At 37.9% G+C, this 19,322-nt stretch carries 20 protein-coding genes, 2 tRNA genes and 2 other annotated features; of the genes, 9 read left to right on the top strand and 13 right to left on the bottom strand.

Annotation, left to right across the window (positions count from 1 at the left end; translation table 11 throughout):
* Positions 1-199: 199 nt before the first annotated feature.
* From pflB to yidC, 4 genes are all read left to right on the top strand, one after another.
* Positions 200-2,425, top strand: coding sequence for a formate C-acetyltransferase (gene pflB, locus V7150_RS13290; RefSeq protein ID WP_335518810.1), 2,226 nt, complete (start codon positions 200-202; stop codon positions 2,423-2,425).
* A gap of 65 nt (positions 2,426-2,490) precedes the next feature.
* Positions 2,491-3,243 carry a pyruvate formate-lyase-activating protein gene (gene pflA, locus V7150_RS13285; RefSeq protein WP_335518873.1) on the top strand — a complete coding sequence of 251 codons (753 nt, stop codon included), beginning with the start codon at positions 2,491-2,493 and terminating at the stop codon, positions 3,241-3,243.
* 144 nt (positions 3,244-3,387) lie between these two features.
* Positions 3,388-3,678: a hypothetical protein gene (locus V7150_RS13280; RefSeq protein ID WP_335518807.1), complete on the top strand. Its 291-nt coding sequence runs from the start codon at positions 3,388-3,390 to the stop codon at positions 3,676-3,678.
* A 30-nt stretch (positions 3,679-3,708) separates the two neighbouring features.
* Positions 3,709-4,503: a membrane protein insertase YidC gene (yidC, locus tag V7150_RS13275; protein WP_335518804.1), complete on the top strand. Its 795-nt coding sequence runs from the start codon at positions 3,709-3,711 to the stop codon at positions 4,501-4,503.
* Between the two features lie 42 nt (positions 4,504-4,545).
* On the opposite strand, the gene crcB (V7150_RS13270) is transcribed toward yidC, so the two are convergent.
* A complete protein-coding gene (gene crcB, locus V7150_RS13270; protein WP_335518802.1) occupies positions 4,546-4,905 on the bottom strand; it encodes a fluoride efflux transporter CrcB in 360 nt (119 codons plus the stop codon).
* A gap of 17 nt (positions 4,906-4,922) precedes the next feature.
* Positions 4,923-5,297, bottom strand: coding sequence for a fluoride efflux transporter CrcB (crcB, locus tag V7150_RS13265; protein ID WP_335518799.1), 375 nt, complete (start codon positions 5,295-5,297; stop codon positions 4,923-4,925).
* Between the two features lie 141 nt (positions 5,298-5,438).
* Here crcB (V7150_RS13265) and V7150_RS13260 point away from each other — a divergent pair, with 141 nt between their 5' ends.
* Entirely contained in the window at positions 5,439-6,032 is a 594-nt protein-coding gene (locus tag V7150_RS13260) for a YhcN/YlaJ family sporulation lipoprotein (protein WP_335518796.1), read from the top strand.
* A gap of 143 nt (positions 6,033-6,175) precedes the next feature.
* On the opposite strand, the gene V7150_RS13255 is transcribed toward V7150_RS13260, so the two are convergent.
* On the bottom strand, positions 6,176-6,379 hold the full coding sequence (locus V7150_RS13255) for a DUF6501 family protein (RefSeq protein WP_335518792.1): 204 nt from the start codon (positions 6,377-6,379) through the stop codon (positions 6,176-6,178).
* A 101-nt stretch (positions 6,380-6,480) separates the two neighbouring features.
* Positions 6,481-8,109, bottom strand: a complete 1,629-nt coding sequence (locus tag V7150_RS13250) for an AMP-binding protein (protein WP_335518871.1) — start codon at positions 8,107-8,109, stop codon at positions 6,481-6,483.
* Between the two features lie 246 nt (positions 8,110-8,355).
* On the opposite strand from V7150_RS13250, the gene sda reads away from it, so the two are divergent.
* Positions 8,356-8,484, top strand: a complete 129-nt coding sequence (gene sda / locus V7150_RS13245; RefSeq protein WP_420490287.1) for a sporulation histidine kinase inhibitor Sda — start codon at positions 8,356-8,358, stop codon at positions 8,482-8,484.
* Between the two features lie 282 nt (positions 8,485-8,766).
* On the opposite strand, the gene mnmH is transcribed toward sda, so the two are convergent.
* The 8 genes from mnmH to trpE all read right to left on the bottom strand — a co-directional run bounded on the left by mnmH (position 8,767) and on the right by trpE (position 16,477).
* The gene (gene mnmH, locus V7150_RS13240; RefSeq protein WP_335518786.1) at positions 8,767-9,840 is read right to left on the bottom strand and encodes a tRNA 2-selenouridine(34) synthase MnmH; all 1,074 of its coding nucleotides are present in this window, start codon (positions 9,838-9,840) and stop codon (positions 8,767-8,769) included.
* Positions 9,841-10,092: 252 nt separating this feature from the next.
* Positions 10,093-10,878, bottom strand: coding sequence for a tryptophan synthase subunit alpha (gene trpA / locus V7150_RS13235; RefSeq protein ID WP_335518782.1), 786 nt, complete (start codon positions 10,876-10,878; stop codon positions 10,093-10,095).
* Complete coding sequence (gene trpB / locus V7150_RS13230; protein WP_335518779.1) at positions 10,865-12,079, bottom strand: tryptophan synthase subunit beta; 1,215 nt, start codon at positions 12,077-12,079, stop codon at positions 10,865-10,867. The genes trpA and trpB overlap by 14 nt, the downstream gene beginning before the upstream one ends.
* The gene (locus tag V7150_RS13225) at positions 12,054-12,695 is read right to left on the bottom strand and encodes a phosphoribosylanthranilate isomerase (RefSeq protein WP_335518777.1); all 642 of its coding nucleotides are present in this window, start codon (positions 12,693-12,695) and stop codon (positions 12,054-12,056) included. Before V7150_RS13225 ends, trpB begins: the two co-directional genes overlap by 26 nt.
* Entirely contained in the window at positions 12,692-13,483 is a 792-nt protein-coding gene (gene trpC, locus V7150_RS13220) for an indole-3-glycerol phosphate synthase TrpC (protein WP_335518774.1), read from the bottom strand. Before trpC ends, V7150_RS13225 begins: the two co-directional genes overlap by 4 nt.
* Positions 13,484-14,509 carry an anthranilate phosphoribosyltransferase gene (trpD, locus tag V7150_RS13215; protein WP_335518771.1) on the bottom strand — a complete coding sequence of 342 codons (1,026 nt, stop codon included), beginning with the start codon at positions 14,507-14,509 and terminating at the stop codon, positions 13,484-13,486.
* The gene (locus tag V7150_RS13210) at positions 14,481-15,092 is read right to left on the bottom strand and encodes an anthranilate synthase component II (RefSeq protein ID WP_335518768.1); all 612 of its coding nucleotides are present in this window, start codon (positions 15,090-15,092) and stop codon (positions 14,481-14,483) included. Before V7150_RS13210 ends, trpD begins: the two co-directional genes overlap by 29 nt.
* Positions 15,089-16,477: an anthranilate synthase component I gene (gene trpE, locus V7150_RS13205; protein WP_335518765.1), complete on the bottom strand. Its 1,389-nt coding sequence runs from the start codon at positions 16,475-16,477 to the stop codon at positions 15,089-15,091. The genes V7150_RS13210 and trpE overlap by 4 nt, the downstream gene beginning before the upstream one ends.
* A gap of 60 nt (positions 16,478-16,537) precedes the next feature.
* Positions 16,538-16,789, bottom strand: a binding site (T-box leader).
* Positions 16,790-16,825: 36 nt separating this feature from the next.
* Positions 16,826-17,078: a binding site (T-box leader), on the bottom strand.
* A gap of 265 nt (positions 17,079-17,343) precedes the next feature.
* On the opposite strand from trpE, the gene V7150_RS13200 reads away from it, so the two are divergent.
* The 3 genes from V7150_RS13200 (at position 17,344) to V7150_RS13190 (ending at position 18,985) form a co-directional block, all read left to right on the top strand.
* Positions 17,344-18,621, top strand: coding sequence for an MFS transporter (locus V7150_RS13200; RefSeq protein WP_335518762.1), 1,278 nt, complete (start codon positions 17,344-17,346; stop codon positions 18,619-18,621).
* A 187-nt stretch (positions 18,622-18,808) separates the two neighbouring features.
* Positions 18,809-18,882, top strand: a tRNA-Gly gene (locus V7150_RS13195).
* Between the two features lie 11 nt (positions 18,883-18,893).
* Positions 18,894-18,985, top strand: a tRNA-Ser gene (locus V7150_RS13190).
* A gap of 89 nt (positions 18,986-19,074) precedes the next feature.
* On the opposite strand, the gene V7150_RS13185 is transcribed toward V7150_RS13190, so the two are convergent.
* A partial coding sequence (locus tag V7150_RS13185) for a 4Fe-4S dicluster domain-containing protein (protein WP_335518759.1) occupies positions 19,075-19,322 on the bottom strand: 248 nt, incomplete at its 5' end.

The following is a 19,322-nucleotide window of genomic DNA, read 5'->3' as shown; positions in this document are numbered from 1 at the left end:
TCCACTCCCACTTACAAACACATTTCCATACTTTCCAGATTTATCCCTCAAAAAACCCATCATTACAACACTTCACAATTTCTTAACAATTCATCTCATTTTATGTGACATTTTTCACATTCTATCTGTTATACTTGAACTAAGATATAAATGTCTAATCTGTTATATATTTTCTAAAAAATTTAAGAGGTGAATAATAATGGAACAATGGCAAGGATTTATGAAAGGTACATGGACAAAAGAGGTAAACGTACGCGACTTTATTTTGAAAAACTATAAACCTTTTGAAGGTGATGACTCCTTCCTAACCGTTGCTACCGACGCAACAAACAAATTATGGGAACAAGTAATGGAATTAACAAAGCAAGAACGCGAAAAAGGCGGTGTCCTTGATATGGACACTGAAACAGTTTCTACCATCACTTCACATGGACCAGGTTATCTTAATGAAGACCTTGAAAAGGTAGTCGGTGTGCAAACTGATAAACCTTTTAATCGTTCAATGCAGCCTTTCGGTGGAATACGTATGGCAAAAGCAGCTTGTGAAGCTTATGGATACGAATTAAACCCTGAAATCGAAAGATTTTTTACTGAGTTCCGAAAAACTCATAATCAAGGTGTATTCGATGCCTATACAGAAGAAATGGTGAAGGCTCGTAAGGCTGCAATCATTACCGGACTTCCAGATGCCTATGGACGTGGTCGTATTATCGGGGATTATCGCCGTGTCGCATTGTATGGCATTGATTTCTTAATGAAAGAAAAACAAAAAGATTTTAAAAATACAAGCAGCGTAATGACAGAAGATAATATTCAATTACGTGAAGAACTTTCCGAGCAATACCGTGCATTGAAAGAACTGAAGGAACTTGCTTCCAGTTATGGTTTTGATATTTCCCGCCCTGCTGAAACTGCTCAAGAAGCCTTCCAATGGGTGTACTTAGGATACTTAGCAGCTATCAAGGAGCAAAACGGGGCAGCGATGAGTCTTGGCCGCGTATCTACTTTCCTTGACATCTATATTGAAAGAGATTTACAAAACGGAACATTAACAGAAGTGGAAGCACAAGAACTAGTCGACCATTTTGTTATGAAGCTTCGTCTTGTAAAATTTGCTCGTACACCTGATTATAATGAATTATTTAGCGGTGATCCAACATGGGTAACAGAATCTATTGGCGGTATGGCGCTTGACGGACGACCTTTGGTAACAAAAAACTCATTCCGTTTCCTTCATACACTTGATAATTTGGGACCTGCTCCAGAACCAAACTTAACAGTATTATGGTCAACACAGCTACCTGAAAACTTTAAGAAATATTGCGCAAAAATGTCAATTAAAACCAGCTCCATTCAATATGAAAATGACGAGATTATGCGTCCGGAATATGGCGATGACTACGGAATTGCCTGCTGTGTATCGGCGATGGAAATCGGCAAACAAATGCAATTCTTTGGTGCTCGTGCAAACCTTGCAAAAGCATTACTCTACTCTATTAACGGCGGAGTCGATGAAAAGTTAAAAATTCAAGTTGGACCGCAATATCAGCCAATTACGTCAGATGTATTAAATTACGAAGAAGTCATGCAAAAATTTGATAACATGATGGAATGGCTTGCAGGTCTTTATATTAACACCTTGAATATTATTCATTACATGCATGACAAATACAGCTACGAACGTATTGAAATGGCTTTACATGATACACAAATTCTACGTACAATGGCAACAGGTATTGCCGGATTAAGTGTTGTCGCGGACTCCTTGAGTGCCATTAAATACGGTGAAGTCAAAGTAATCCGTGATGAAAACGGTATTGCAATAGACTTTGAAGTAAACGGTGACTTCCCTAAATACGGAAACAACGATGATCGTGTTGACAGCATTGCTGTTGAAATTGTCGAAAGGTTTATGAAAAAGCTTCGCAAGCACCAAAGCTATCGTAATTCAGTGCATACATTATCAATTCTTACTATTACTTCGAACGTGGTATATGGAAAGAAAACAGGTAATACACCTGATGGACGCCAAGCCGGTGAACCTTTTGCTCCAGGTGCTAACCCAATGCATGGACGTGATACGAAAGGAACTTTAGCTTCCCTATCCTCTGTTGCCAAGCTTCCATACAGCTATGCAATGGACGGAATATCCAACACCTTCTCGATTGTGCCTAAAGCACTTGGAAAAGAAGAAGAAAGCCAGGTTCGTAATTTAGTTTCCATTTTAGATGGCTACGCTATGAAAACTGGACATCATCTAAATGTAAACGTCTTTAATCGAGAAACACTAATTGATGCAATGGAACACCCAGAATTATATCCGCAATTAACGATTCGTGTTTCAGGGTATGCAGTAAACTTTATTAAATTATCAAAAGAACAACAACTAGACGTAATAAACCGAACTTTCCACGAATCACTTTAACTAGAATTCTTAGGGGCTCCCCTTCTTTGCGGGGGCTCCTGCTTTAAAAATGAGAGGAGATTATCATAATGAACGGAAATATTCATTCTGTCGAAACATTAGGAACTGTTGACGGCCCTGGGATTCGTTATATTATTTTTACTCAAGGCTGCCTGCTGCGCTGTCAGTTTTGCCACAACGCAGATACATGGGAAATCGGCTCGGGCAAACAAATGACCGTTTCCGAAATCATGGATGACTTAATGAGCTATCTCCCTTTCATTGAAGCCTCCGGTGGCGGTATCACAGTGAGCGGCGGCGAGCCCTTATTACAAATTCCTTTCCTTACTGAATTATTCAAGGAATGTAAAAAGAAAGGGATTCATACCACTATTGATTCATCTGGAGGCTGCTTCTCTCATTCAAAGCTTTTCATTGAACAGCTTGAAGAGCTTTTGCAGTATACAGACTTAGTACTTCTTGACTTAAAACATATCAACCGGAAAAAGCATATTAAGCTAACAGGGATGGCGAACGATCACATTCTTGAATTTGCCCAATTTTTATCCGATCGGAAAGTTCCTATTTGGGTACGCCACGTCCTTGTTCCTTCGGTTACAGATGATCCCGAAGACCTGCAAAAGCTTGGAGAATTCATTGGGACGCTTGCAAATGTCGAAAAAATAGAGATTCTCCCGTACCACAAACTTGGTGTTTATAAGTGGGAAGCACTTGGCCACGAATATCAGTTAAAACATATCGAGCCGCCCACTGAGGAAAAAGTGGAACATGCAAAGCTTATGCTTACAGCCCATTGGAATAAAACAGCCAAACACTAATTCCATTTTGGAATTAGTGTTTTTTTAACTTAATAAACTATTAGCAATGTCTTCATAATTTGGCATATTCGAAGAGATAAAATTGATTCTTTGCCATTTCTCCTATATACTCATATCATTGGTATTTAAGTGAGGTGATAATTTTTGATTCAATTGCTTATTGATATTTCAGATATAAATGCCTTAAACGCACTTTATGTGAGCATTTACTTCGGAATCACATTAAAATTATTATGGGCATGGGGTGTAGAATATTCTTTTATTGGGTCCCTATCTGATCCTGCAAACACAAAAATTATTCACCCGTTGGTTTTTTACCGTAAAAGAAACGGGTTAAACGGAAGTTTTATTCTGAAAAGAATTGTTAAATATATTCGTAGAAAAGAATGCTCTCAGGATGATTCAGAGGAACCCATTTCCTTCCTTTTCACTTAAACAATTCAGACAACATTATTAGGAGGAAATATGAAAACGAAACGCTCTTCAATCTTGCTAGCAGCACTTTTAGTATTACCAACCTTATTATTATCGGCTTGCTCATCACAAACACAAAATGGAAGTAGTGACAGTTTTTTTCAAACTTATTTTGTCCATCCTTTTTCATACATTATTCATGCAACAGCTGAACTATTCAATGGAAACTATGGATTAGCGATCATTATCCTCACAATCATTATCAGACTTATCCTCATGCCGTTAATGTTAAGACAATACAAAAACCAAATGGCTATGAAAGAAAAAATGGATGTTTTAAAACCTGAAATGGATGTTATTCAAAAGAACCTGAAGACTGAAAAGGATCCTAAGAAGAAGCAAGAACTTCAAGCAGAAATGATGGGCCTTTATCAAAAACATGGTGTCAATCCACTGAACATGGGTTGTTTACCAATCCTAATTCAGATGCCAATTTTAACAGCTTTTTATTATGCCATTCGTGGTTCAAAAGAAATTGCCACTCATCAATTCTTATGGTTTAATTTAGGACAGCCTGATATCATTATCACGATCATCGCTGGCCTTGTTTATTACTTTCAATTTAAGGTTTCTCAATCAAATATGCCGGTAGCTCAGCAGCAACAAATGAAATTCATGGGACTCATGTCACCATTGATGATTGTGATGTTTTCCTTTAGTGCCCCTGCAGCTTTGCCGCTTTATTGGGTAGTTGGCGGAATATTCTTAACCGTCCAAACGATGGTTAGTCATAGAATGTATAAATCATCAAAAACTGTACAAAATACTCCAGTAAAACAAAAATAAAATTATGAAAAAAGAAGCATTTCTGAATGAATGCTTCTTTTTTCATAACATTTTTCCTATCTTTAGTCCACAAAAGGCGAGAAATATTCCGATTAAGTAGCTACATCCAATATAACTGTAAAAAAACTTATTCTTTTCTGCAGCTTTTAACTGCTCTGACTCAAGCATCAAGGTGGAAAAAGTCGTAAATGCCCCCATAAATCCTATTCCAAACAAGGAATAAAGCTCTCCCTTCATTTGCATCCCGATTAACAGCCCTAATAAAAAAGCGCCAATTAAATTTACTATTAACGTACCTACAGGAAAACTCGACTTATTCCGATTTTGGACTTGCTTACTGACAGCGAACCGGCTTATTGCTCCAAAAAATCCACCTACTGAAACTAATAGGATTTCGCTCATGTGAGTCTCCCCTCTTCTTACTTCCCAATTTCACCTATTTTCTTCCCAGCCTTAACAAAAAAAAGACCTCCAAAAAAGCTAATGACTATGTACAGCAATCCAAATATGTATTTTCTTGTTTCAAATAAATGTACCGTTTCATAACAAAAAGTAGAAAAGGTCGTGTAAGAACCTATCACACCTGTTGTAAGTGCAGTTAATAAATATGGGTGCAGCTTTTTTGGTACTACCAACGAGTTTGTCATCCATCCAAGTAAAAATGAGCCAGTTAGATTGATGAAAAGAGTGCCTATTGGAAACTCTTTTCCCCAAAAATGTACAGTCAAAATTGATAAAAAATATCGGAGTAAACTGCCTGCAACTCCACCCAATCCAACAAAAAAGTAAACCAATTTTAACACCCCAGTGAATGATTCAAATCAAGTTAATTTTATCATAACTTTTTTTATTACCAAAATGTTGGCAGCATAGTCCCTTGTTAAAATAGACAAGCTATTTTTGTACAACTAAGATTAAAGGAGTGCTTAAACAAGATGAAAAAAAGCTTATTTGTTATTGGAACCCTCATATTTAGTTTGTATTTATCTGGTTGTGCAACTAAAAATGTTAATGATGATGTCGCCTACCGTAATCAAAATACAACAGAACCAACCAGGGTAAATTATAACACCCCTAATACCGGTGGACCTGCAATCACAGGTGTGGATACAAGCGACCGGGGATATGATCGAAATCGTGACAACGTTATGAATGTCCGTAATGATAATCGAAATAATGTTGGAACCAATCAATCAAAAATTAGAATTGCTGATAAAGCAGCAGATAAAGTAACTGACCTGCCTGAAGTTGACCGTGCGAATATCCTTGTAACCGAAAATAATGCCTTCGTTGCAGCAAAGCTGGATCCTTCATCACGTAATGAATTGACAACAGATATCGAGAATAAAATTTCTCGAGCAGTTAAATCAGTCGATTCTGATATCGACAATGTTTATGTATCAGTTAACCCAGATTTTTATGATCAAATGAATGACTATACCAACGATATTCGAAATGGAAAACCGGTTTCCGGCTTCTTCAATGAGTTTTCAGATACCATCACAAAAGTTTTCCCAAATGCTCGCTAATTGTTAAGAAAATCATAAAAAGACTGACTTCAAAACGAAAAGGGGCTGACCCCCATAATGGAGGTCTGACCCTTTCCACTTGCTTTTATTTTTTTATTTCCCAATTCAAAAAAGACTGCAGGCCCCCCTTGCAGTCTTTTTGATTAAGCATCTTGGAAATACTCCTTGTAAAACCCACCTACTTTTCCGGTATTGTCAATGATGTAATAAAACTCTTCTGTTTCATTCTTAACATCATAAACGTTACCGACTGTTAAAGCGTTATTGACAAGGTATTTTTTTGCATCTGTATGAACGCATTTTACTTTTTTTAGTGTTTCCCGATCTCGCCAAGTCATATGAATCATTGCTGCCATCGTTCCTTTCAGTATTGTCTATGTACTAGTATAATCAATACAGCAGGTGATGCGCAACAATATCTATCGACTTAATCATTTGATGGAAAATATTATTTCTTAACCAGTTCTAACGCTTTTTCCTTAAGACGGAATTTTTGAATTTTCCCTGAAGCAGTCATTGGATAAGCATCAGTAAATTCAATGTAACGAGGAATTTTATGTTTGGAAATCTTCCCTTTGCAAAAATTCCTTATTTCTTCGGCATCAGCCGTTTCACCCTCTTTTAATATAATCCAAGCCATTACTTCTTCTCCATATTTTTTATCTGGTATCCCAATAACCTGGATATCAATAACTTTCGGATGAGTATAAAGAAATTCTTCAATTTCTCGAGGATAAATATTTTCCCCCCCTCGAATGATCATATCTTTTAACCGGCCGGTAATTTTGCAATAACCATTTTCATCCATGACAGCTAAATCACCTGTATGCAGCCAACCTTCTGCATCAATGGCCTCACCTGTAGCTGACCTATTATTGTAATACCCTTTCATAACATGGTATCCTCTTGTACAAAGCTCCCCCTGCATACCGAGTGCAACCTCTCTATCTGTTCCAGGTTCGACGATTTTCACTTCTACGTTTGGCAATGCTTTACCAACTGTTTCAACCCGTAACTCTATCGGGTCATCAGTCCTTGTTTGCGTGATAACAGGTGATGATTCTGTTTGACCATAAGCGATGGTTATTTCTGCTGCCCCCATTTTTTCGATGACTGCCTTCATTACTTCAATCGGGCAGTTTGATCCCGCCATGATTCCTGTTCGTAACGATGAAAGATCATAGCTTTCAAAATCAGGATCATTTAATTCGGCAATAAACATCGTTGGAACACCATGAAGGCCTGTACACTTTTCATCCTGAACTGTTTGTAAAACTCTTTTCGGGTTGAATTCCTGTACTGGTACCATTGTGGCCCCTACAGTTACACACGCCATCGTTCCTAGGACGCATCCAAAGCAATGAAAAAACGGAACAGGAATACAAAGTCTGTCAGCCACAGTCAACTTCATGCAACCCGCAATATTAAAGCCATTATTAACGATATTGTTATGGGTGAGCATAACCCCTTTTGGGAACCCCGTTGTCCCAGAGGTATACTGCATATTGATGACATCATCTGGAGCAAGGGAATTCATTCGTTCATTTAATTCCTCATCTGAAACTGTTTCTCCAAGCTTTATAATGTCGTTCCAAGAAAATGTGCCAGGATACCTTTTATCACCTAGGACGATGACATTTTTAAGAAAAGGCAAACGGCTGCTTTTCAACTTTCCTGGTTCCGACGTCTTCAATTCTGGAACAATTTCATAAATCATATCGATATAAGAAGCATCCTTCCAAGTATCCATTAAAATAATCGTTGTTGTATCAGATTGTTTTAAAAGATATTCGAGTTCAGCTGTACGGTAGTTTGTGTTAACTGTTACGAGAACCGCACCCATTTTACCTGTAGCAAATTGGGTTATCAGCCATTCAGGGGTGTTTGTCGACCAAGCAGCGAGTTGTTCTCCTTTGTCAATTCCAAGCTTCATAAAACCTTTAGCAGCCTTTCGGCAAATATCATCAAATTCACGATAAGTCCATCTTAAATTTCGATCTGAATATACAACTGCTGGATGATTTGGATGTAATTCTGCTTTTTCTTCTAAAAGTTTTCCAATGGTAACATTTAATATTGACGACATTATTCATCCCCCTAAGATAGATGTAAAACCAAATAAATATATTAAAACGCTTACAAAAATATGTTACCACATTTATGTGAATATTCAATATTTTTGAAATACAAGTTCTTTAACGATTTGTGACCATTTTATTAAATATGTTAATTAAGAGTTCTCAAAACCATGAAAAACCATTACAATAATAAAAACTGAATATTTAATCCATTTTCCAAGGAGGTCATTCTCAAATTGAAAATTATGAGTAACGAGCAGTTGGTTGTTTCCTATCGGGATGCGTTAAAATCTGGAAAGGAAAAGGAATGGATTAAGATTTTAAAAGATGAAATTCAACGTCGTGGATTAAAGCCGTTTAAAAATCGTACCTAGTAACAAAACATTTTAAAAACCGCTGATATAGTTCAGCGGTTTTTCTGTTACCCTTCAAGCAGGAAGTACTTCTAGCTTCGTTTTTTTCAATCAGCCATTTTTTCTCTTCTACAGCATGGACATGATCAAATTTTCAATATTTAGTCTTTTCATACATCAAACCCCCTTATTAGACCATATATTTCTATAAGCCATCTTTATTACAATTATCATTTCACAAAAAATCGAGCCTGAAATTGATGTAAATAAAAAAAGACCTAAGAAGGTCTTTTTGGATTCAAATTATTGTTTATTTGCTGCCAAAAGAGGTAGAAATGATAACTCATCAAGTTTAGCTGCAATTTTTGCGGCTGCGTCAATAGGATTTTCAGCGAAAATGTCAAAAAATTCACCTTCATACTCTTGTCTCGCATAGTCATAGCGCGGATCATAATATTGTTCGAGTAAAATAGTGATCATTTCTTGGTAATTCTTTTCATGAAGTGTTTCCATAAGCCTTTTTCTAATCTCAACATCTTTCACACGCTTTAATACCTTTTCAATTCCTAAACAAATTTTATCATGGTACCAAGCTTCCTGTTCATATTTTACTACATATTCAGATACAAGATGCTTAACCCTTTGTTCGAGTGATGAATGAATATAAATATTAACCCCTTTAAATTTTACATCCATCAGTTCCTCTGGCTGAACCGCTTTACCAATTCGTTTGCTTTCCGCCTCAACAAGAAAATACTCGCTCTCCTTTATTTCAAGTAATCCCTTATATAAAAGGGAATCAAAGATCTTTTGGTTATGACCATCTCCAAGGCCTATCGTTCCAAATATCGACCCCCGATGGCCTGCCATTTCTTCAAGATCAAGAACAGGATAACCCTTCTTTTCCAGTATTTTTAATACTTCAGTCTTACCAACACCTGTCATCCCATGAAGGACAACAGCTTGATTAGGAATACTAGTTGGAATTTTTTCAAGGATGTAATGACGGTATTCTTTATAGCCACCAAGTAAACGCCATGCGTAAATACCGGCAAATTCTAAAAAGGTCACTACCGCTTTACTGCGCATCCCGCCGCGCCAACAGTGGATGACTAATTCTCCATTCGTTTGATAGGATTTTATTGTCTTTAAAAGCAAAGGGATTTTCGGAGAAACAAATTCCATCGCTTTCCATTTGGCCGCTGCCTGCCCTTCGTGTTTGTAAATAGTTCCAACTTCTTGTCGTTCTTCATCTGAAAATAAAGGAACATTGATGGCTCCTGGAATTGAGCCATCATTAAACTCAATCGGTGAACGAATATCAATGATAATCGGTTCCTTTAATTTAAACAGTTCTTCAACAGTTATTTCCTTCATAACATTACGCTCCTAGAAAAAATAATCATAGCCGTGCAAATCAATATCTATAAAAAACAAACAAAACTTCCACTACTGGAAGTTTCATGCGAAGATATATCAGCATAAAAAAACGATCGTCATGCGTTTTTTTACTTGATAAGTATATACATATTATAAAGAAGATAACCGTTCATATCAAGAAAATGAAGATCCTAGTCATCAGTAAACACCAAAAAGTCTACTCCAACAGACTGAAGTAGACGTTAATTATTAAAATAGTTTTGTTTTCTGTTTGAAACTAGACATTAATTTTTCCATATCGCTAATACAATTTTGTTCAAATAAATCAACAATTTTACTGCCAACGATGACCCCATCACAGTAGTTGGTTAGTTCAGCTATTTGCTCTTCATTCGAAATACCAAATCCAGCCATCACGGGAATAGGGCTTACTTCTTTTACAGTTTTTAAAAATTTATATAAATCTGTGTCGTATTTATTTCTCTCCCCTGTTATCCCCTTTACGGTAACAGTATATAAAAATCCTTTCCCTTTACGCGAGATTACTCGGATTCGCTCGATAGGTGTTGTAAGTGTAACAAGTCGAATAAGTTCAACTTGTGCTGCCTCAAGCTGTTGCGTTATAATATCCTCTTCCTCAATCGGCAGATCAGGAATAATACAACCATCTACCCCAGCTTTTCGAATCTCCTGGACAAATTTTTCTATACCATAGGAATAAATTGGATTTATATAAGACATAAGGAGGATAGGAATAGAAATAATCTCCCTTGCTTTTTCTAGTTCTGCAATGATTCCCTTTAATGTCGTACCATTTTCAAGAGCTCGAAGCCCAGCCCGTTGAATGGTGGGTCCATCTGCTACAGGATCGGAAAAAGGAACCCCGACCTCAATTGCGGCAGCACCGAACCTCTCTAGCAATGACATCCGGTAAACCAAGGACTCTAACCCTCCATCCCCCGCCATAATGTAGGGGATGAAGGCTTTCTTGTTATTTTCCTTTAATAATGAAAAGGTTTGTTCAAAACGGTTCATGTTCATTTCTCCCTTCAAACCAAGATTTCACCGTTTCCACATCTTTATCACCACGGCCCGACAAACAAACAACGATACTTTGTGTATCTTTCATTTCTGCAGCAAGCTTAATCGTATAAGCAACGGCATGGGCACTTTCAAGTGCTGGAATAATTCCTTCAAGCTTTGATAAAAGTTGAAACGTGTCCAATGCTTCATGATCTGTAATAGAATAATAGCTTGCCCTTCCGCTATCCTTAAGATAGCTGTGTTCCGGTCCTACGCCCGGATAATCTAGTCCCGCAGAAATAGAATGGGCTTCTTGAATTTGACCATCTTCGGTTTGCAATAGATGCATTAAGGCGCCATGTAAAACTCCTGGTCTACCTTTTGTTAACGAAGCGGCATGAAAATCAGTTTCTACCCCCGCACCTGCAGCCTCTACCCCATATAAACGTACTTCCTCATCCTCAATAAAGGGATGAAACATCCCCATCGCATTGCTGCCGCCGCCGATACAGGCAACGACTGCGTCTGGAAGGCTAGCTTCTCTGGCAAGAAATTGTACCTTTGTTTCCTTGCCAATTACACTTTGGAAGTCTCTTACCATCACAGGAAAGGGATGTGGTCCCATGACAGATCCTAGTAGATAGTGGGTATCATCGACATTGGCTACCCAGTATCTAAGTGCTTCATTGACTGCATCCTTTAAAGTGGCACTGCCTGAAGTCACACCAACAACCTTAGCACCTAAGAGTTCCATTCGAAAGACATTTAAAGCCTGTCGTTTAATGTCTTCCTCACCCATAAAAATGATGCAATCGAGATTTAATAAGGCGCAAACAGTTGCTGTCGCCACACCATGCTGTCCCGCACCCGTTTCAGCAACAATTCTTCTCTTCCCCATCCTAACCGAAAGCAATGCTTGACCAATAGCGTTGTTGATTTTATGTGCTCCTGTATGGTTCAAATCTTCTCTTTTAAGAAAAATTTTTGCTCCTCCAGCATGGTTCGTCAGGTTTTCTGCAAAATATAATGGGGTCTCTCTCCCAACATACTCTTTTAACAATCTCGCGATCTCTGCTTGAAAAGAAGGGTCTTTTTTTGCTTCTTCATACGCTTCATTTAGTTCTATGACAGCCTTCATTAAGGTTTCTGGAACAAATCTTCCCCCAAAAATTCCGAAATGGCCTTTCTCATTTGGTAATGTATAGGTGTTCATTTCCATTCCCTCCTAAAGTTTTCACCTTTTCAATAAATTCTTTTATTTTTACTAGATCCTTTATTCCATCTGTTTCAACACCGGAGCTTACATCCACCATATACGGATTAATTATTTTTATCGCCTGTTCCACATTACTCACTTGTAAACCACCTGCGAGAATGACTTTTTTTTCTTCCAAAAGTGATGGATTTACTTCATTCCAATCAAATGCTGTACCATTTCCCCCACAGTATTTTCCTTTTGGTCCATCAAGTAAAATATACTCCGATGGAAATTGATTAAAAACAGCTAAACCATCATTACTTTGAAAGCTTATAGCTTTAATTACGGGTAATGAAATCGACTCACTGAATGATGTGGGTTCGTCCCCATGTAATTGGATATGTGTTAATCCGACAAAAGAGGCAATCCTTTCAACTTCTTCCCTTGATTCATTTACAAATACGCCGACCTTTAATACATCTGGTGGTAAAAAAGAAACGATTTCTTTTGCCTTTTCGATCGATATCTTACGCTTACTTTCAGCAAACACAAAACCAATGGCATCTGCACCGTAATGTGCGGCAGCAATGGCTGTATGAACATCCGTTATTCCACAAATTTTCACTTTCATTGTTTTGCTCCTTCTTGAATCGGCTGGCGAAGGTCAAAAAAGGTTTTTTTCACATCAGGACTAGTCATAAAGGCTTCTCCTACTAAAATTCCATTTGTACCGGCATTTCTAACTCGCACAGCATCCTTTTGATGGTGGATACCGCTCTCACTAATAAGATAAGCACCAGATTTTTTTACTGTAGATGCCAAAGTTTCGGTTACATCTAGTGATACTTGGAAGGTTTTTAAATCCCGATTATTGACGCCAATTAGCAAAGCATTAGTTTTAAGAGCCCTTTCTAGTTCTTCCTGATTATGAACCTCTACCAAAACCTCAAGGCCTTTTGCTTTAGCATAAAGGTATAACTCACTTAATTGATTTTCATCCAGCGCTGCCACAATTAACAATATCAAATCCGCTCCATTTGCTGCGGCTGCATCAATTTGCAACGGATCGATGATAAAGTCCTTACAAAGAATAGGCAGGTCAACAGTCTCGCGAACTATTCGCAAATCAGAAAATGCCCCTTTAAAAAAAGGTTGATCTGTTAAGACAGAGATGGCCGATGCACCAAGTTCTTGATAAATCGCTGCCTGCCTGGCAGGCTCAACTCCGTTGTTGATGATTCCCTTTGACGGTGAAGCGCGTTTAAATTCAGCTATAATAGATATTTCATTCGCGTCTTGCAGCTTCTGAATAAAAGACCTTTTTCGGTATTCTGTTTGTGGAATCCTTTGCTTACCTTCTTGAAGAAGCAAAACCTCTTTCTTCTTCTGTTCAATGATCCGTTCCAGGATTGTTTCCATTTATATCGCCTCTCTCCTGTCTGCTCGTGATTTTTCAATGAGAGCTGTTAATTTTTCATATGCTGCACCTGTATCAATCGATTCTTTTGCTAATTCAATTCCTTCTTTAATGGAGTCAGCTTTTCCAGCAGTAAAAATTCCGATACCTGCATTGAGTACTACCGTATCCCTGTGGGCCCCTTTATGCCCTTTTAAGACTTTAACAAGGATTTCTCCATTTTCTTTTGAATCTCCGCCTTTTATACAACTGTTGTCAAATTGCGGGAGGTTCATTTCTTCGGGATAAAATGAATGATTTGTAATGCTGCCATCCTCCAAAAGGGTAAAGTGGTTTTCCCCTTGAAGGGAAGCCTCATCCACAAAGCCGGCTCCATTAATTACTACAGCACGTTTACGGCCAAGCCTTTGCAGCACTTCTGCAAACACATTTACTAAATCCCTGCGATAAACACCGAGTAATTGGTAGTCTAGGTCAATTGGGTTTGATAATGGGCCGATAAAATTAAAAATAGTTGGGATCTTCAATTGTTGGCGGACGGCCATGACCTTTTTTAATTTTGGATGAACATGTGGAGCGAATAAAAACGTTACGCCAATTTCCTCTAGGATTTCTTCAGTTCTTTCTGCCGATAAATTTAAATTTACCCCTAGGTGCTCTAGCACATCAGCACTTCCCGTTTTACTCGAAATACTCCTATTACCATGCTTAGCAACAGGGATGCCAGCTCCTGCGATAACAAAAGCAGATGTAGTACTGACATTAAAGCTAGATGAACCATCTCCACCAGTCCCGCAATTATCAAGAACATTCGGAATTTTTCGGTTAAATATCAATGTATTATCCTTCAATGCCTTCACAATCCCGGCAATTTCTTCGACTGTTTCTCCTTTTGATTTTAACCCCATTAAAAATGCAGCAATTTCTGATTCTGAAACTTCTTCTCCTAAGATAAAATCGACGGCATCTTTCATTTGCTTTTCAGTAAAAGATTGTCTTTCAGCTAACAGGAGTAATAAATTCTTCATTTGGCTTCTTCCTTTCAATTTCAAGTAAGAAATTCTTTAAAATTTGTTTACCGGTTGGTGTTCCTATTGATTCCGGATGAAATTGCAATCCATAAATAGGATATATAGGATGTTTAATTGCCATTATTTCATTGTCATCGTTTGAATATGCGACGACTTCTAACTGTGACTTTATGCTGCTTTTTTCAATTGATAAGGAATGATATCGCATCACTTCTAATGGTGAGGCTAGGTTAGAAAACAAACCAATACTTTGATGAGTGATAAATGATGTCTTCCCATGTTTTATAAAAGTAGCCCTCCTTATATCACTTCCGAAAGCAGCACCAATAGCTTGATGTCCGAGACAAATGCCTAATATGGGAACCTCCTTAAAAAAGGTTCGTATCAGTTCTATGCAAATACCTGCATCCTCAGGTCTTCCTGGGCCGGGTGAGAGGATAATGGCTTTCGGGTTCATTTTTTTGATTTGTTCCATATTCAACTGATTATTTCGATAAACGATTACTTTTTCTCCTAATTCACCCAAATATTGATACAGATTAAATGTAAATGAGTCAAAATTATCTATCAGTAAAATCATCGCCCACCCTCCAGAAAGGATTTTAATTTATTTTGTGTTTCTTCATACTCTGACTCAGGGTTGGAATCGTGGACAATTCCTGCACCTGCTTGAATAATCGCTGTACCATCTTTAATAATCATCGTACGAATGGCAAGGGCAAAATCCATATTTCCATTAGCCGATACATAACCAACTGCACCTGAGTATAGACCGCGTTTTGATTTTTCCAGAGAATTTATTATTTCCATTGCTCTCACCTTAGGAGCTCCTGAAACAGTTCCAGCTGGGAGGCAGGCGGAAAGGGCATCTAATGCCGTTTTTTCAGAATGAAGCTGTCCGCTAATTTCTGAAACTAGATGCATAACATGACGGAATTTTTCCACTGTCATATACTTCTTAATTTGAACTGAACCAAATTCGCAAACCTTCCCGAGATCATTCCGGCCGAGATCAACGAGCATTCGATGCTCTGCAATCTCTTTTTCATCCTTTATCAGTTCCTTTTCAATCAGGTCGTCTTCTTTAATTGTTCTCCCTCTACGCTTTGTGCCGGCGATTGGGTTCGAAATCACCGTTTTACCCCTCGTTTTTATTAAGCTTTCCGGGGATGAACCAATTACGGTATATCCATCAAAATCAAGGTAGAACATGTATGGGGTTGGATTATGGCTTCGATGCCTTCGATAAAGTGATAAAGGCGTTCCTTGAAATGTAGATTTCATTCGTCTTGAGAGTACCACTTGAAAAATATCACCCTTAATAATATGCTCCTTGGCCATTTCAACATTTTTAATAAACACTTCTTTTGACGTCTCTGATTCGAATCCGGAAAAATGAAAAGGCTCCTCTTCACGGTAATAATCCGGTTGTTTTAGTTCTTTAATCCTTTGCATTATCCGATTTTCAATTGCTTCCGCATTGCTCGTTTCCGATAGCGGCAGCCCGCAAATGATTACCTTCTCTTCACGATGATCAAACACAATCGCCTCTTCATAAAACATTAAGTGAACATCAGGCATTTCTATCCCGTTTGAAAACTCCTTTCCAATGCTTTCAAACTTTCTGATAATGTCATAGCCAACATATCCGACAGCACCTCCTGTGAAGGGAAAACCCGGCTCTTCAAAAATTCTTGTAGGTAATAGTTCCTTCAATACCTCTAAAGGGTTTCCTTTCAACACCTTCTTTTCACCATCTCGATAAAGAATTTCACTCATTTCCCCCTTAGAAATGAGTTCAAAGGCAGGGTCTGTACCGATGAAAGAATATCGCCCCGAGTCATTGTACTTATGAGAACTTTCTAATAAAAATTTTTTGGTACCACTAATTTTTTGTAAAATCGAAATAGGAGTCAATGTATCACCTTTTAATTCTTGTATAATAAACCCATTTAATGCTTTCATGTTACAACTCCTTTCAAAAAATAAAAAAATCGTCCTCTATATGCGCAATCACTTACGCATATAGAGGACGATTCTTTGACCGTGTTGCCACCTCCATTTAAAGCAGGAAAAATCTGCTTCCTCTTTCGGATACAGAAACATAGTTCGTTCGATATCCTATCCTTTTAACGGTGGAACTCCGTGCATCCCTACTTTTAGTTCAAGATGTCTCTCGCAAGTCCATTCCACAAATCCATTCATATCGGGTTCCCACCTGTCCCGACTCTCTGGAAAGAATCAAATTTGTGTACTCCTCTTGCTCAACGATTTTCAATATTGAACTTTCAAAACAAAAAGGGCCCTCCATCCAAAAAGGACGGAAGACCCGTGGTGCCACCTTCATTAGCTAAGAATAAGCTCACTTTACCGATATCGCAGCATAAAGCTGTTAATATCTGTCTCTTGTAACGATGAGATCTTCGCCAAAGCCTACTAATCCTTATTGGACGGTTCGGTTTGGGGGCTCAGAAGTCCATTCACTTAAACGTCTACACTGATTTGCACCAACCATCAGCTCTCTAAAGAATCCGTATAAGGTACTACTCTTCGTCAATGCCAAAAACGATTAAATTTATTAATTTTTATCCTATAAAACTTGATCACCAATGTCAAGTATTTATTTTCCTAAAATTCAAAAATCAATTATACCATTTAAGGCTTACAATTCGATTTGTCACTTATTAATTTTCGTCCTTCCATTTAAAGGATACCTTATACTTTGTTATTTTTAAGTTAACAAGCGAATATTAACAATAGCGAATATGGAAAGCGTAAGCGCAGATGCGGCTTTCGCTTGACAGCAAAAATGAAGGCGGGATAGAAGATTCATGGAACATATTGAACAATTAGGTCAAAATCCACGGGCTGGTAATAGGAAACCATCGGCAGCTGGTCAAAAGCGATCGAATGAGGTATCTAAGCAAAAGTGGGCAATTGTCTCGCTGTCTTCCATTCCCTTAGTCATGACGTTAGGAAATTCAATGTTGATACCTGTATTACCTTCTATGGAAAAAAAATTATCAATCTCCTCCTTTCAAACAAGCATGATTATTACCGTATATTCCATTGTTGCGATTTTTTTAATTCCAGTGGCAGGATATTTATCAGATCATATCGGTAGGAAAAAGGTCATTATCCCAAGCCTTATTATTGCTGGAATTGGCGGGCTTATTTCTGGATGGGCCGCATGGAAGCTGGATGATGCCTATTGGCTTATTTTATCCGGCAGGGCTCTTCAAGGGGTTGGAGCAGCCGGGGCAGCTCCTATTGTCATGCCGCTAGTTGGCGACATGTTTAAAAATGATGATGACGTTAGCAGCTGTTTAGGACTGATTGAAACATCCAATACTTTCGGGAAAGTACTAAGCCCAATTTTAGGGGCTTTTCTTGCAGGATTCATTTGGTTTTTACCCTTTTTCTCTTTTCCAATATTTTGTGCCATTTCCGTTTTAATGATGACCTTTTTGGTTAAGTGTCCTAAAACAAAAGAGAAGCCAATTCCATTTAAAGATTTTTTTGTGAATGTAAAAAAAACCTTTACTGAAAAAGGTCGTTGGCTATTTGCCATCTTTTTTATAGGCGGCATCCTTATGCTTGTTTTGTTTGGCATATTGTTTTATCTATCGGAAATATTTGAAAAAGAATATGGTATAAAAGATATCAAAAAAGGATTCTTTTTAGCATTACCGCTGGGAGCATTATGTTTATCGTCTTTTATAAGTGGAAAAGTAATTAAGAAGAATAAAGTATTGATGAAATGGTTAACTTTTGGCGGTATTGTCGTCACAGCTCTTTCGATTGGGGCACTGTGGTTTTCCATCAAGTTATGGTATATGATTTTCATGTTTTTAATCAGTGGAGTAGGGATTGGATTAGGCCTCCCTTGTTTGGATGCCTTAATAACCGAGGGAGTTGAGAAGAAAGAACGCGGCACCATTACATCGATATACAGTTCAACGAGATTCATCGGAGTCGCAGCAGGTCCTCCAATTATTGCTGTGTTAATGAACCATTCAAACCATTGGATTTTCATTTTACTAAGCAGCCTAAGTATCATTGCCGCTATTGTGGCATTCATGTCGATAAAACCAAAAGCTGAAGCCTAATAAAAGTGCTGAGAAACCCTCCTCAGCACTTTTATAAATTTCCTTATATAGATTTTGCAGGGTTTCTTAAAGAAATCAATTAAAAATGGTTTCTTAGAGGCGTCACACTCATGCTAGGTCATACCAAATTTTCTTGTACCAAAATGACGATTATTATGCTATAATATTTTTGTTACTTTTGAGTATTGCGGGTGTGGTTTAATGGTAGAATTTCAGCTTCCCAAGCTGACGGCGGGGGTTCGATTCCCCTCACCCGCTCCAATACGACAAGTGGAGAAGTACCCAAGTGGTTATAAGGGGGCGCACTCGAAATGCGCTAGGACGGGCGACCGTTGCGTGAGTTCGAATCTCATCTTCTCCTCCATACATATTCTTTCAAATGACACTACAATTACTAGTGTTTTTTTATTTTAAGAAACGCCAGAGAAATTCTGGCGTTTTTTGCTTATTTCCCTATAGATAAGGACTTAACCATTCAGGGTCCCTGTCTTTACAAATATGGCATTTCTCAGTTTCTGGCTGAAAAGTATGAAATGACTTTCCACAATCCCGACATTCCTTTATGTGAAAAGTTGCATGGAATTCACTTCTTTTCTTAAAATCTGGATTTATTTCGATAGCTTGTTCTGGACATATATCCGTGCAATCCTTGCAGTTTACGCACTTTTCACTTTCAATTAGTAAAATAGAATCCCTAATAC

This window comes from Neobacillus drentensis (assembly GCF_036965245.1).
GTDB lineage: Bacteria > Bacillota > Bacilli > Bacillales > Cytobacillaceae > Neobacillus > Neobacillus drentensis_G.
This window is presented reverse-complemented; position numbering and strand designations above follow the sequence as displayed.